Origin of the sequence: Nostoc sp. 2RC, assembly GCF_014222165.1 — a bacterium.
Lineage (GTDB): Bacteria > Cyanobacteriota > Cyanobacteriia > Cyanobacteriales > Nostocaceae > Nostoc > Nostoc linckia.
Genome location: NZ_JACKZU010000218.1, coordinates 1 through 13741 on the forward strand (window position 1 = coordinate 1; position 13741 = coordinate 13741).

The 13741-nt window shown below is 42.0% G+C and carries 14 protein-coding genes; 5 read left to right on the forward strand and 9 right to left on the reverse strand.

Annotated features, from left to right (window positions below; genetic code table 11):
• Positions 1-66: 66 nt before the first annotated feature.
• Positions 67-1329 (forward strand): MFS transporter, encoded by a 1263-nt coding sequence (locus GNE10_RS22015; RefSeq protein ID WP_099072355.1) that lies wholly within the window; start codon positions 67-69, stop codon positions 1327-1329.
• A 137-nt stretch (positions 1330-1466) separates the two neighbouring features.
• Complete coding sequence (gene ilvB, locus GNE10_RS22020) at positions 1467-3377, forward strand: biosynthetic-type acetolactate synthase large subunit (RefSeq protein WP_185566990.1); 1911 nt, start codon at positions 1467-1469, stop codon at positions 3375-3377.
• Between the two features lie 586 nt (positions 3378-3963).
• On the opposite strand, the gene GNE10_RS22025 is transcribed toward ilvB, so the two are convergent.
• Both GNE10_RS22025 and GNE10_RS22030 read right to left on the reverse strand, forming a co-directional pair.
• Positions 3964-4392, reverse strand: a complete 429-nt coding sequence (locus tag GNE10_RS22025) for a type II toxin-antitoxin system VapC family toxin (RefSeq protein ID WP_185566991.1) — start codon at positions 4390-4392, stop codon at positions 3964-3966.
• Positions 4389-4604, reverse strand: a complete 216-nt coding sequence (locus GNE10_RS22030; protein ID WP_096534074.1) for a hypothetical protein — start codon at positions 4602-4604, stop codon at positions 4389-4391. The genes GNE10_RS22025 and GNE10_RS22030 overlap by 4 nt, the downstream gene beginning before the upstream one ends.
• Before the next feature lie 439 nt (positions 4605-5043).
• On the opposite strand from GNE10_RS22030, the gene GNE10_RS22035 reads away from it, so the two are divergent.
• Positions 5044-5493: a tellurite resistance TerB family protein gene (locus tag GNE10_RS22035; RefSeq protein WP_185566992.1), complete on the forward strand. Its 450-nt coding sequence runs from the start codon at positions 5044-5046 to the stop codon at positions 5491-5493.
• Between the two features lie 319 nt (positions 5494-5812).
• Here the strand turns inward: GNE10_RS22035 and GNE10_RS22040 are convergent, their stop codons facing one another.
• Together GNE10_RS22040 and GNE10_RS22045 are read right to left on the reverse strand one after the other, a co-directional pair.
• The gene (locus GNE10_RS22040) at positions 5813-6421 is read right to left on the reverse strand and encodes a hypothetical protein (protein ID WP_185566993.1); all 609 of its coding nucleotides are present in this window, start codon (positions 6419-6421) and stop codon (positions 5813-5815) included.
• 475 nt (positions 6422-6896) lie between these two features.
• The gene (locus GNE10_RS22045; RefSeq protein ID WP_185566994.1) at positions 6897-7484 is read right to left on the reverse strand and encodes a thylakoid membrane photosystem I accumulation factor; all 588 of its coding nucleotides are present in this window, start codon (positions 7482-7484) and stop codon (positions 6897-6899) included.
• 250 nt (positions 7485-7734) lie between these two features.
• Here GNE10_RS22045 and GNE10_RS22050 point away from each other — a divergent pair, with 250 nt between their 5' ends.
• The gene (locus GNE10_RS22050) at positions 7735-9072 is read left to right on the forward strand and encodes a Mur ligase family protein (protein ID WP_185566995.1); all 1338 of its coding nucleotides are present in this window, start codon (positions 7735-7737) and stop codon (positions 9070-9072) included.
• A gap of 124 nt (positions 9073-9196) precedes the next feature.
• Positions 9197-10015, forward strand: a complete 819-nt coding sequence (locus GNE10_RS22055; protein ID WP_185566996.1) for a type 1 glutamine amidotransferase — start codon at positions 9197-9199, stop codon at positions 10013-10015.
• 483 nt (positions 10016-10498) lie between these two features.
• Here GNE10_RS22055 and GNE10_RS22060 read toward each other — a convergent pair whose 3' ends face one another.
• The 5 genes from GNE10_RS22060 to GNE10_RS35530 all read right to left on the reverse strand — a co-directional run.
• On the reverse strand, positions 10499-10819 hold the full coding sequence (locus tag GNE10_RS22060) for a multidrug efflux SMR transporter (protein ID WP_185566997.1): 321 nt from the start codon (positions 10817-10819) through the stop codon (positions 10499-10501).
• A 384-nt stretch (positions 10820-11203) separates the two neighbouring features.
• Positions 11204-11503, reverse strand: a complete 300-nt coding sequence (locus GNE10_RS22065; RefSeq protein ID WP_099069073.1) for a ferredoxin — start codon at positions 11501-11503, stop codon at positions 11204-11206.
• 305 nt (positions 11504-11808) lie between these two features.
• The gene (locus tag GNE10_RS22070) at positions 11809-12648 is read right to left on the reverse strand and encodes a uroporphyrinogen-III synthase (RefSeq protein ID WP_185566998.1); all 840 of its coding nucleotides are present in this window, start codon (positions 12646-12648) and stop codon (positions 11809-11811) included.
• Between the two features lie 248 nt (positions 12649-12896).
• A complete protein-coding gene (locus tag GNE10_RS22075) occupies positions 12897-13451 on the reverse strand; it encodes an EF-hand domain-containing protein (RefSeq protein ID WP_185566999.1) in 555 nt (184 codons plus the stop codon).
• Positions 13452-13489: 38 nt separating this feature from the next.
• Positions 13490-13741, reverse strand: a 252-nt coding sequence (locus GNE10_RS35530; protein ID WP_221642944.1) for a hypothetical protein, incomplete at its 5' end; no start/stop codon positions are given.

The following is a 13741-nucleotide window of genomic DNA, read 5'->3' on the forward strand; positions in this document are numbered from 1 at the left end:
TCCCTACCTCCCCTCCCTCTCTACCCCATGCCCTATATCCCATGCCCCATCTACCCAAAGTAACTGATGTTTCCAACAGAACCTGCTGCTGTTAATAATGGATTTGGCGCACTGCTAAAAAACCGTGGTTTTATGCTGCTGTGGATTGGGCAATTAGTGTCCCAGTTAGCAGATAAAGTTTTTTTTGTTTTGATGATTGCTCTCTTGGAGAACTACTCGCCGCTTCCAGGTTTAGCAGAAAATTCAATGTATTCAACTTTGATGCTGGCATTTACAATACCAGCGATTTTGTTTGGTTCTGCCGGCGGTATCTTTGTTGACCGCTTGCCAAAAAAGCTGATTATGGTCGGTTCAGATGTGGTGCGGGGACTATTAACTCTGTGTCTGCCTTTTTTGCCACGAGAATTCCTAATCCTGTTAATCTTGACTTTTGCCATTTCCTCTGTCACCCAATTTTTTGCACCAGCTGAGCAAGCCGCCATTCCCTTGTTGGTGAAGCGAGAGAATTTGTTAGCAGCCAACGCACTGTTTAGCAGCACCATGATGGGAGCTTTAATTGTTGGCTTTGCGGTGGGAGAACCGATTTTAAGTTTGGCAAAAAGCTTTATGGGATCGGAATACGGTCAAGAGGTTGTGGTTGGAGGACTATACATATTGTCAGCTGCTATTATGCAGCCAATTCAATTTAAAGAACACAAACCACCAAGGGAACATCAAGGCGAAAATCACCCTTGGGCTGAATTTACCGCCAGTCTACGCTATCTCAAGAAAAACCGTTTGGTCTTGAATGCAATGCTGCAACTAACAACTTTATATTGTGTGTTTGCAGCCTTAACGGTGTTGACCATTCGTTTAGCTGAGGAGTTTGGCCTCAAAGAAAAACAATTTGGCTTTTTCTTAGCCGCAGCCGGTGTGGGTATGGTATCCGGTGCAGCGCTTTTAGGCCACTGGGGTGATAAATTGCACCACAAACCCTTACCTTTAATTGGCTTTTTAATGATAGCCCTAGTTTTAGGGGTGTTTACTTTTACGCACAATTTATTGTTGGCATTGGGACTGTGTGCAATTTTGGGTGTTGGTGCTGCCTTTATTGGTGTACCTATGCAAACTTTAATTCAACAGCAAACACCACCAACCATGCATGGTAAAGTGTTTGGCTTTCAAAATCACGCTGTCAACATTGCCTTATCTGTACCCTTAGCAATTACTGGGCCGTTAACTGATGCTTTGGGATTAAGAACAGTGCTTGTGGTTATGAGCATCGTTGTTGTACTTGTCGGCGTTTGGGCTTGGCAAAATACCCGCAGAGTCTTGCAAGACGTGATTTAACTAATGTAGGCTAGTAATCTGGCTTTATTTTTAATCTATAAATTAAATTAATCGGCATTTAATTGAAGTTTTCTATTAAAATGAAATCTTAACTACAGAAGTCAGCATTAACTTTAGCTATAGTCTGAGGTTTGACCGTGCGTTCACAAAGCGTCTCCGTGGGAGAATTGCCTTCCCAAATCAGTATTCCACAAGCCGAGAATCACCAACAGTCCCGCAAAAACCCGCCAGTAGTGCCCAAACGTGCATCTGGCGGTTTTGCTCTGCTTGACAGTCTTCATCGCCACGGCGTTGAGTATATTTTTGGTTATCCTGGTGGGGCGATTCTGCCGATTTATGACGACCTCTATAAGGTGGAAGCTACTGGTGCAATTAAGCACATTCTAGTGAGACACGAACAAGGCGCAGCCCACGCCGCTGACGGTTACGCACGTGCCACAGGGAAGGTAGGAGTATGTTTTGGTACTTCTGGCCCAGGAGCAACAAACTTGGTAACAGGCATCGCCACAGCCTACATGGATTCCATCCCGATGATTGTAGTCACGGGACAGGTTTCACGTCCAGCCATCGGTACAGATGCGTTTCAAGAAACTGATATTTATGGGATCACGCTACCAATTGTCAAGCATTCCTATGTAGTGCGCGATCCCAAAGATATGGCGCGGATTGTTGCCGAAGCCTTTCACGTTGCTAGCACCGGGCGTCCAGGGCCAGTTTTGATAGATGTGCCTAAGGATGTAGCTTTAGAAGAATTTGACTATGTACCTGTGAAACCAGGTTCAGTAAAGTTACGCGGTTATCGTCCCACAGTAAAGGGAAATCCCCGGCAAATTCAGGCAGCAATTGGGTTGATTACTGAAAGTCGCCGTCCCCTACTTTATGTAGGTGGTGGTGCGATCGCTGCTAGTGCCCACGAAGAAATCAAGCAATTAGCTGAGTTATTCAATATCCCCGTCACCACAACTTTAATGGGGATCGGTGCCTTTGACGAACATCATCCCCTAGCTCTGGGAATGTTGGGAATGCACGGCACCGCTTACGCTAACTTTGCTGTGAGTGATTGTGACTTGCTAATTTGCGTCGGCGCAAGATTTGACGATCGCGTCACTGGCAAATTAGACGAATTCGCCTCCCGCGCCAAAGTAATCCACATCGACATCGACCCCGCCGAAGTCGGCAAAAATCGCATTCCCGAAGTGCCCATCGTCGGCGATGTGCGTAACGTGTTGATTGACTTGTTGCGTCGCTGCAAAGAAACAGGCATCAAAGCAACACCAAATCAAAATCAAGAGTGGTTAACTAAAGTTAACCGTTGGCGGGAAGAGTACCCTCTGGTAGTACCGCAGCATCCCGACAGCATTTCACCCCAAGAAGCAATCCAAGAAGTCAGCCGCCAAGCACCCAACGCCTTCTACACCACAGATGTGGGACAACATCAAATGTGGGCAGCGCAATTTCTGAAAAACGGCCCAAGACGCTGGATTTCTAGCGCAGGTTTAGGAACTATGGGTTTTGGCGTACCTGCGGCTATGGGCGCTAAAGTCGCCTTTCCCGATGAAGAAGTCATCTGTATTAGTGGTGATGCAAGTTTCCAAATGTGCTTACAAGAGCTTGGTACACTAGCACAATACGGTATAAATGTCAAGACTCTAATTATTAACAATGGCTGGCAAGGGATGGTACGCCAATGGCAACAAGCCTTTTACGGCGAACGTTATTCATCCTCAAACATGGAAGTAGGGATGCCAGACATTGAGTTATTGGCAAAAGCCTATGGAATCAAGGGAATGGTAATCCGCGATCGCAGCGAATTGAAAGATGGCATCGCCGAAATGCTGGCACACAAAGGCCCGGTAATCGTGAATGTCCACGTTACCAGAGACGAAAATTGCTATCCAATGGTAGCTCCTGGTAAGAGCAACGCTCAAATGGTCGGCTTACCCAAGCAAGCGCCCAAAGCCCCAGCAGAGCCAGTTTATTGTAGTCACTGCAATGCTAAAAATGCTCCCACTCATAACTTTTGTTCTGAGTGTGGGACGAAGTTGTGAAAGGGAGTTAGGAGTTGAGAGTTAGGAGTTAGGAGTTGAGAGTTGAGAGTTAGAAATTTTTCCTCACCCCCTTCCTCTCCACTCCGAAATCATTAAATTTAGCCGTCTTAATACGCACAGGAATGTATCCTGTGCGTATTTTTTAGCAATTACAAGAAATTAGGACTTACGCAAAAACTCTCTCTTGCTCTTATTTCTCCGTGTCCTCTGTCTTGAAAAGTTCAGATGCCTGCGGCAACCCCTTCGGTGTACGCCGGAAGCCGGCGCTCCGACTTTTCGCTGCGTCCTCTGTGGTTAGATTTTCCGTTGCCTATGCGTAAGTCCTGGAAATAAAATATACAACTTTAGAAGTTGCGATGTCGAGGCAGCTGAAAGCCTCAGGAATTAGGGGGAGCGTTGTGTTAATTTCAGAACCCGGATTCAAAAGGTTAATTTTTATTTATAAATTTGATTTCGATCTCCATTACAAGAAGAACAACTTCCTTCAGAATAGATTGGAATATTTTTCGCTTTAAACGATATCTTCTTCCAAGGAGATGTCTGCGACGGGCTAGGCTCTCGCTCAACAATAAACTATGCCATCGCATTAAGCCGTCCAATTCTCAATTAACAATCCGGGTACTTTGCTGAAATCCCGATGATTGCGTGTTAACAGAACTAATTTACGAGATAGTGCGATCGCCGCAATCCGCGAATCCATTCTTGCAAGTTGAATGCGTTGAGTTTGTAATTGACTGAATGCAGTAGCAGCGTCAGCATCAAATGACACAAGCGGTAGAACCTTAAAATCATTTACAAGACGTACCATCATCTCATAACCTTTAACAACTTCACTATCGTTACGAGCGCGACTAATATACGTATGGCAACCAAGAAGTTGTTCGTGAAAGGTGACAATTGAAATTGCAAAATCCGATAGCGGATATTGAGCCATACGGGTCGAAAGATTCACGTAATCTTGCCCCGTTTGTCGCTGGATAATGCTTAAATGATCTGTATCCAACAAATATTTCATGGCTCATCCTGAATTTCGATTATTGGCTCGTCGCGTTGGCGAATCGCACGCCCATAAGCGAGTACCTCTTCAAACGCAGGCTCATCTTTGAAGGAAGCTGTAATTTGTTTGAGCCAATTGGTTGGTTGAGAAGCCGATACTTGTTTTTGTAACTCCGTCACCGCCGCTTCGACAGCTGCAAGACGTTCTTCCAGAGAAATATTAGTTGACATTTGAGGTGTATCCCTAACTGCATCACGTCTATCTGAAGAATAACGAGTTAGAGTAAGGGGTGGCAACTCTCTCGAACAGAATAAAGATGATTTAATTGCTTTTATGCGTGCTCGCCCTAACTCGACAATAAACTACGCCATCGCAGTAAAAAAGTAGACTATGATTGCGATCGCTCTCACTCGACAATAAACATCGCAGGGGGGAAGAAATCCCTTGTTGAACAATCGCCTTCATTCTTCTTGGGTTAATATTTTGTCTTGTCGGTTGCCACTGACCTGATATTTTATTTATTGGAAGTCCGTTATGAAACAAATATTCATATTAATAACTAATAAATTTGTGTATTCACCCATTGTTTTGGGAATCCTGAATCCAGGAAGCTTGATAAACCGCAAGGTATTACTTCCTGAAATATCACCTAACTTTTAAAGGATAATTATGCCTCAACGCAGGTTGCCCAAAGGGCGTAGTGCTAGTTCAGTGGCTTTAGAGCCAGAAGTTGCGATCGCAATTATTGGACTTTTTTCCGCAGCTGCTGATGGTGAAGGTATTTCTTCAACGGAAGAATATGCTTTGAGTGAATTTCTCAGTCAGGTTGGCTTATTTGAAGATTACTCTGATGATGACTTTGAAGAATTGACTGATAAAGTCGTTAGCTTAATTGAAGAAGAAGAACCTGAAGACTTAGTAGCTCAAGCGATCGAATCCTTGCCAAATAGAGCTTATCGAGAAGCTGCATATATAACCGCTATCTTGTTAGTAGGTATTGATGAAGAAGTACCAGACAGCGAACAAGATTATATCTCTGAACTTCAAGAAGCTTTAAGAATTTCAGACGAACGAGCGCAAGAATTAATAGACGAAGTGTTTGGGGAAGAAGAAGAGTAATCTTTGTGAAATTGCAGCTTCAGTCATCTACCATCATTAATTTGAGGTTGCTAATTTAAAGCAGGACTTACGCAAAATAACGAAAAACGTAGATGCATTAGCGAAGCGGTAGCGACGTTCGCGCAGCGTCTCGCAGAGAAGGAGCGTCAGAGGGTTACCGCAGGCTACCGCATTCGCGTAGCGTCTCGTTAGAGAAGAACGCATAGACACGTTCAAAGGAGCATCTCGTAGAGAAGTGGCTTAAGGCAGGTTAGGATACAAAAAAATAAGAGTTTGAGAGAGTTTTTGCGTAAGTCCTATCAAATATCAATCCTACACATCAACCAATAGGATGATTACCAGGGTTGACTGCATGAATATATTCACTACCCGATCGCGGTCTTCCTCGTTTATAATAAGCTTCTTCTGGTTTGCCCCATCCCAGCTGCAAAATTATTTCCAAAAAGCTAGAATTTTCCCACTTCCATAAACTTGCCCATTCTGTTCTTTGAGCAATTCTTTCAACATCAAGTTTAATAATTTGTTCGTGTTGTTTACTATTATTGAAACTTAAATATAAGTCCATCTCCCTAGTAACTTCATACCAAAATTCCAAAATCGAATTTTTAGCGGCTTTTAAAATCTCTAAATCACTAGTCAGCGCTATTAATTCGCTATCTACTTCGGGATAACGCAAAGTTTGACCTTTGACTGTGACTTCTCGCCAGATAATACCTGACACTTGATTTTCTCTTTGGTAATCGTGAATTGCCGCTTTGAAATCTTGATAGGCCGTGAACTTTTGCAGCCCATCAGTTCTGATAAACTGGTCAATTACCGGATTACCAGAAACTTTTACCTCTAATTTCAAGCGTTTTCCTTTGAGGCAAGCTTGGCGTTCGTCTGCCAAAATTTCGATTAGTTCTTGAGTGCTGTAAACCTTTGACATCAGAATACACTTTAGTTAGTCATTGGTTATTGGGCATTGGACATAGGGCATTGGACATTTGTCATTAGTTATGAACTATAGACTATGAATTAACTTTCTAGCGTGTTGTACAGAATATTTCAATAAGTAGCCATCATCAACTGTGGAGACAAATTACAGATGGAAAAGATAATAAGTAAAGAATTGAGTTTAGAACCTTCTGAAATCATGTCTCCTGCCTCTTGTCTTCTACTGATTATGCTTGGCTACGAAAAATAATGCAGTAACAGACAGCACTAAAAACTAGGGCAGGCCAATTGGTCTAGGGACTTCCAAGTAACAAAATATTCTATAGAAGACTGTTGACTGTTGAGTGTTCACAGTTAACAGGAGCCACTGATACGTAGGAGTTCCCTCAAATGGCACAAGTGGCGTTTAACAGTCAACAGTCAACTACTTCAAACCATCGTTTATTTTTTGGAGTCGCCTGAGTGAGTTACTTAGCTAACTCGCTGCTGAACTCATTGAAAGCCCGTCGCTTGAGCTGTGCTGTTTCGGTGCGCGGTAATAAATTAAATATTTTGCGAAATTCATCGTCTATGTCTTCAAAAGGTACTTGACCTGTTTTATTGAGAACTACTTCACCTGATCGATTAAACACCAAAACCTGAGGAACACTCCCAGAATAGTAATACCCTGGTTCTGTGGGGTCGTAGGTTTGTTTCGGCACAATACTATCTACACTAATAGGAATAATCTCTGCTACCCGACCATATAATTCCTGTACTCGTGAAATGGAAATGGCATATCTTTTGGAATCACTGCTGTCATCGAGATAAAACGCCAAAAATACGGGTTTATGTTCTGCTAAAGACTGTGCGAGTGTCTGCCTAGAGGGAACTAATGAACCGTTACCCGCATAAACTACAAACATGTTGCCATCATATCTATCATCATTGAGACCAGCATATACAGGTTGCATACTTATAATGAACAGACAAACAACCAAGAACAGGCATTTGGACACCAATTTTTGCCAGCCAGTAAATTTTTTATGTAAAAACCGAAACTTTGTGCTATTCATCAAAAGAAACCTTGCAAGCTACTACTTGTCGTGAGTTGTGCTGAAATCAGCGAACTGGGCTGGATATATAATTACGCCCGCGCACTATTTTTTAAGATAACGCTTAGTGAGATTATCTCTCGGAAAGGGGGGCCATCTCCCCATCCCCCTCAAGGCTGGCTTTTTCAGCTAGGATTCGCTAAACTCACAAAATTAAATTTGTCACTAAAAACTTTCAATTAAACAACCGTCAGAAGATTAGGGTACGAATGTGGGAAACAAAATACAACTTATAGATAGAGTGCGGCTGGGTTTCGCGGTGTCAGTGGCAAAAAGCGTCACATTTTTAGTGCGATCGCTGCGTCTCGGTGCTGCTAGTGTATTACCAGGCTCAATTGCTCGTCGCATTGAAAAGAGACTTTTACAATTATTGAGTCAGCAAGTCAAAAAGGGAGTGATTTTAATTGCCGGTACTAATGGCAAAACTACAACATCGCTGCTTCTCAAAACCATACTAGAAAACACAGGTTACCGCATCGCCCATAATTCTACAGGTGCAAATCTGGAAAACGGCTTGATAACAGCTTTGTTGTCAAGCACCAATATAGTGGGAACACTAGATGTTGATTACGCGATTTTGGAAGTTGATGAAAATATTGTTCCCAAGGTCTTAACTCCACTGCAACCGCGAATTATCCTTTGTTTAAATTTGTTCCGCGACCAACTCGATAGATACGGGGAAGTAGACACAATTAGTAAGCGTTGGACAAAGGTAATTTCCACTCTCCCGCCAGAAACAGTAGTAATTCCTAATGCTGACGATCCAACTTTATCTCACCTCGGACAACAATTACCCCAAAAGGTATTATTCTTTGGTTTGAATGAACCAGAACATTATTTAGAAGCAATTCCTCACGCTGTTGATTCGATATATTGTCCTAAATGTGGGCATTCCCTAGACTATAAAGGTGTCTACTTGTCGCATTTGGGAGATTTTACTTGTCCCAAATGTGGTTTTAGTAAAAGTAAACCAAGTCTAGAAAGTAGTGAATGGCCGCAAATTCTAGTTGGTTTATATAACAAATACAATACTTTAGCTGCTGTAACTGCGGCTAGAGAATTAGGAGTTGATGAAGCAACAATTAAAAATACTATTAACAACTTCCAAGCCGCTTTTGGTCGCGCTGAAGATTTAGTAATTAATGGTAAAAAAGTACGGATTTTGTTATCAAAAAATCCTGTGGGTACAAATGAAACAATTCGCGTGGTGACTCAAAGCACGGATAAAACCACACTGCTAGTATTAAACGATCGCACACCTGATGGCACCGATGTATCCTGGATTTGGGACGTGGATACCGAGAAATTAGTCGAACGTGGAGGAACCCTAGTAGTTAGTGGCGATCGCGTTTATGATATGGCACTACGCCTGCGTTACAGCGAAAAATCTCCCGAAAGTACATTAAATTTAATTGTCCAAGAAGATTTGCGACAAGCCATAGCCACTGCCCTAGAACATACACCAGAGAATGAAACTTTGCACATTCTCCCCACTTATTCAGCCATGCTAGAAGTGCGAGAAGTCCTCACTGGTAGGAAAATTCTGTAAATTGGGCATGGGGAATGGGGAAAGGGAAAGGGGTAAGGGGAAAAGGTTAAATTTATCTCTTTACCCTTTATCCTTTAACCTTTTCCCCCTGCTTCCCATACCTCATCCCCCATTTCCCAAAATTATGAGTTTACAAAATTTAGAATTAACAATTGGTTGGCTGTATCCGACGCTGATGAGTACCTATGGCGATCGCGGTAATGTGATTACTATAGAACGTCGCGCCCAGTGGCGGGGATACGGTGTTAAAGTATTGCCTTTGGATCGAGATGCCACAGCAGATGATATTAAATCTGTAGATGTCATAGTGGGTGGTGGCGCACAAGACCGTCAGCAAGAAATTGTGATGCGCGATTTGCAAGGTGCGAAGGCTGAGGCTATGCGGGAAAAAATTGAAAATGGGACACCAGGAGTTTTTACCTGTGGTTCTCCCCAATTGCTGGGACATTATTATGAACCAGGCTTAGGACAACGCATTGAAGGTTTGGGTATTCTCGATTTGGTTTCTATACATCCTGGTGAAAATACTAAGCGCTGTATTGGTAATTTAGTGATTGAAGTTACTGCTTCTCGCTTAGCCCAGGATTTAGCAGAGATGACGGGTAGTACGCCGTATTTAATAGGGTTTGAAAATCACGGAGGACGTACCAAACTCGGAAAAGTAGAAGCTTTGGGACGAGTGGTGTACGGCTTGGGTAATAATGGTGAAGATGGCACAGAGGGAGCGTTTTATCAAAATGCGATCGCTACCTATTCTCATGGCCCTTTGTTACCTAAAAATCCCTTCGTGGCTGATTGGTTAATTCAAACTGCATTGCGGCTAAAGTATCAACAGGCAATTACTCTAAAACCATTAGACGATAGTCTTGCTGTCCAAGGACGAGAAGCAATGTTTCAGCGATTAAAGGTGACATTACCAACTCCCACGACAACACAAGTTTAAGGAACCTCCAAGTAAAAAAATATCCCACAGAAGACTGTTCACTGTTGACAGTCAACAGTGAACAGTCAACGACCTAAATCGGAACAATTTATTTTTTAGAGTTCCCTAAGTTTTCGCTATTTGCTGAATGTTTTTTCTGGTTCGGTGTATAAAAAACTTGCCAATTTGGCTGCATGATTGTCATGGTCTTTGGTAAAGTATAAAAGTCAATTACTTGTGGGCTATATTTACCGAGGTTTACTATACTTTTAAGTATATTCAGCTAAGTTTGCTCTACTCAATGAACAAGAAAATTGCTGATGTAATCGCTACAGCAGCAATTAACAGAATGATGAGTTTTGGTTAATTTCCCTCGTCCCTCTAGACGAGGTATTTTTTATCTGAGGAAATCGTTGTTGCTGTCAAACAGAATATTTTGATACCAATTCTCCAAAAGCTAGATTTTGCTCAAGTTTGTGAATACGTGAATTTTGAATTTTTAAATCATCGACCAGAATTTATACCAATTAACCCAATGATGATTAAGACAATGGAAATGAGTTTGCTTAATGTAGCAGATTCATGAAACCAAATTATACCAATCATAGCGACTGTGATTGTTCCCAATCCAGCCCAAACAGAATAAGCCACGCTCACTTCAAGTTTTTTGAGAGCCAGAGTCAAAAAAGTAAAAGAAAATCCATAACAAATAAATATAAATACTGAAGGGACTATTTTAGTAAATCCTTCTGATAATTTCATGCAAGTTGTACCTGAAACTTCAAAAAGAATTGCTGCAATGAGGTAAATCCAACTTATTGACATATCTGTTGTAAGCAGTTGGTTATTAGGCTTTCATTATCTCTAGAAAAATTCAAAAATTCAATCCAAAGATATTTTTTATTTGCAAGCCCATTAACTCAAATATAGTGTCTTTTAATACTAATCTTAGATTTTAAATGATTAGGACTTATGCTACTTTACTGTTGTGCAACCTTATTCCCGACCCTGGAGGCGTGGAAAGGGGAAAGGGGAAAGGGAAAATGCCAAACATGCACCCCCTTTCCCCTTCCCCTTTTCCCTCACTGTGTAAGTCCTGATTGATTTGTATCGCTGTACTTAGCTCAGTACTTAAGATTTGAGGTGCGTTAGAAACAATGTCCCTAACGCACCCTAAAAACTTGCTCTTGATTATCCAGATTTGTTAAGTTAACTGTTTAGCGCTTCTTCTTGATGGGTTTCGATGACGCAATCAGAAGTGGGATAAGCAACGCAGGTAAGAACCCATCCTGCATCCATTTGATCGTTGTCCAAGAAGTTCTGATCTGACTGGTCAATTGTACCTGAAATCAGCTTGCCGACGCAGGTAGAGCAAGAACCAGCGTTGCAGGAGTAGGGTAAGTCAAGATTGTATTCTTCGTTAGCAATCTCTAGGATGTACTCATCATCAGGAACTTCAATTGTGTGTTCGCCATCTGGGGTCTTTAATGTGACGTTGTAAGTTGCCATGTAAAAATCCCTAACTAAATATAAACTCCATTTTCGATACTACGGGTTTATGTGCAGCTAGTCTAGAGTTAATTCTGGTTGAATATTCTAAATTCAAGAATCGGCTGGTAGAGCTAGTTTACATCTACCAAAAGGTGGGTAGAAAAATCACCGAAAGACGACAAGGAAGTCTATTGCTTCTGGCGATGGGAGGAATTGTTGTACCAAGTCATTTTAGTGATTAGTCACTAGTATTACTAAATACCATAAATTAAATATAACTACTAATGACTCGAAATCCTCACCAGGTAAAGCCGGGGGATGAGTTAAACAACAAAAAATCTGGCGATCGCTTCAGCAAATCCCGCAAATGAACTATAATCTGTGGACACGATAGAAACTTCAACTCCCAATTTTTCTGCATTGGCTGTTGTGTAGGGGCCAAAGCAGGCGATGGTGCAATCTCTGTAATCCCTTGGAGAGTTGACCATTCTTAAAAAACTTTCTATTTCTGCTGTGCTACTAAAAGCAATAACATCGATTTTTCCTTGACGAATCAAGTCTAATTCTATACTGTAAATATTTTTATCTATACTTCGTGTCATATATGTAGGTACGCGAGTTACTTTGATGCCCAAATTTTCTAAGTCTGTAATTAAATTGGGTATAACATTAGGTTCCGGCAAATCCACAACTTCTGGAGCCGGCACTAGCAGTTTTTTTTCGTGAATTTCGCTCATTTTTCTTAATTCAGCAACTATTCCGGCTGGACTTGATTCCTTGGGAATTAAATCTACCTTGCCGCTAAAGGAAAATAAGCTTTCTGAATCTTTTCCTAATGCACATAATTGGCAATTTTCTAACACAGATATAGAAATTTTTAAATCATTTATGCGGTGAAAAAATGCAATAATTCCATTTCTGCTTGTGAAGATAATCCAATCAAATTCTTTTATGCGGTTTAAAGCGTTATCTAACTGAGTATAGTTTGACAAATAACAGGTTTCGATGGTGGGCATCAAAACAGGTAAACCACCTTTTTTGATGATTTCTTCAGACAACCTATAAGCATAATTTCTCGGTGCTGTAACTAAAATTCTCTTGTTATGTAGAGGTAATTCACTACATGGAGTAAGCAAGTTAATTTTTGTGGCTTCGATGTGCATTGGTGAACTTTGTCCATAATATTTTGAAACGCACAGGAACGCGAATTCTGAAATTACCCTTTCACTAACTGAACAACCATGAACTGTTATGAGTCTTTAGGAGACTTCTTGCAAAAGTAACTTTTGCAAGAGGGGGAAAGGGAAAAGGTTAATGGTTCGACAAGCTCACCAACCGGGAAAAGGGTTTTTATTTGCCCTTTACCCTTTACCCCTTACCCTTTTCCCCACTTCTCTTAGAAGTCTAGAGATTATGGTTCGAGGGGGCCAAGTAGCCAGTAGCCTGGAGAATCCGGCGAGTTGTCGAAGTAATAAGCGCGGATAGTTTCGAGTAGTTCACTGGTGGTGATGAATCCATCCCCATCCTGGTCAATGCGCCGGAATACCTCGCGGGCGTCTTGTTCAGATAGGTGCATCAGAGCGCCAGTCCAACGGATTTCATCAGTGACAGTGAGCTTACCGTCGCCATCTTGGTCAACGATATCCATGATGGCGCTCAGGAAAGGTATATAGCCTTGGTCAAAGGTTTCAATAGTTTCTAGCAGTCCTAAGGCGAATGCTGCTTTATACTCGGCCTCGCTGATGCGTCCGTCGGTGTTTGTGTCGGCCACTTTAAGCAAGTGTTCCCAAAGACCTAAGCTCAGATCGAGGAGCTGTTGTCGGGCTGGAGATTCAGAACCGTGACCAAATTCTTCAGCCAAACGGGCGACCGACAGCTCGAAGTCGATTTTCTCAATAAAGCCGTTACCATCGTCATCGAAGGTGCGAAAGCGTCGGGAGAGTTTGCGATCCAGGAAATCATTCATTCTATTTATGTAAAATTACCGATTTATTTGATAATTAATCATAAAGGCAATCGATAATGGACACCGCTGCTGATTGCGATATTGTCTTTTTCCATTGTGCCCGCAGTCTTGTTGAGTGTGGCGATCGCGTTTCCATTCAGCAAACTATACATGGGTGAGCGAAAAAAGGTGTGGGGAGTGTGGGGAGTGTGGAGGCAATACTGCTCGGTTAAGGATTTTAAACTGGAATTTGGTTTGGGGAAAAGGTGAGCCAGCGCGGTCTTGGGGGTTTCCCCCATGAGCGACTGGCG

Bases quoted from the DNA above. Each gene is read 5' to 3' on its own strand.
- GNE10_RS22070 (WP_185566998.1), bottom strand. From the start codon at position 12,648: ATGCACATCGAAGCCACAAAAATTAACTTGCTTACTCCATGTAGTGAA.
- GNE10_RS22030 (WP_096534074.1), bottom strand. From the start codon at position 4,604: ATGTCAACTAATATTTCTCTGGAAGAACGTCTTGCAGCTGTCGAAGCG.
- GNE10_RS22035 (WP_185566992.1), top strand. From the start codon at position 5,044: ATGCCTCAACGCAGGTTGCCCAAAGGGCGTAGTGCTAGTTCAGTGGCT.
- GNE10_RS22025 (WP_185566991.1), bottom strand. From the start codon at position 4,392: ATGAAATATTTGTTGGATACAGATCATTTAAGCATTATCCAGCGACAA.
- GNE10_RS22075 (WP_185566999.1), bottom strand. From the start codon at position 13,451: ATGAATGATTTCCTGGATCGCAAACTCTCCCGACGCTTTCGCACCTTC.
- GNE10_RS22015 (WP_099072355.1), top strand. From the start codon at position 67: ATGTTTCCAACAGAACCTGCTGCTGTTAATAATGGATTTGGCGCACTG.
- GNE10_RS22045 (WP_185566994.1), bottom strand. From the start codon at position 7,484: ATGAATAGCACAAAGTTTCGGTTTTTACATAAAAAATTTACTGGCTGG.
- GNE10_RS22065 (WP_099069073.1), bottom strand. From the start codon at position 11,503: ATGGCAACTTACAACGTCACATTAAAGACCCCAGATGGCGAACACACA.
- GNE10_RS22060 (WP_185566997.1), bottom strand. From the start codon at position 10,819: ATGTCAATAAGTTGGATTTACCTCATTGCAGCAATTCTTTTTGAAGTT.
- GNE10_RS22055 (WP_185566996.1), top strand. From the start codon at position 9,197: ATGAGTTTACAAAATTTAGAATTAACAATTGGTTGGCTGTATCCGACG.
- GNE10_RS22040 (WP_185566993.1), bottom strand. From the start codon at position 6,421: ATGTCAAAGGTTTACAGCACTCAAGAACTAATCGAAATTTTGGCAGAC.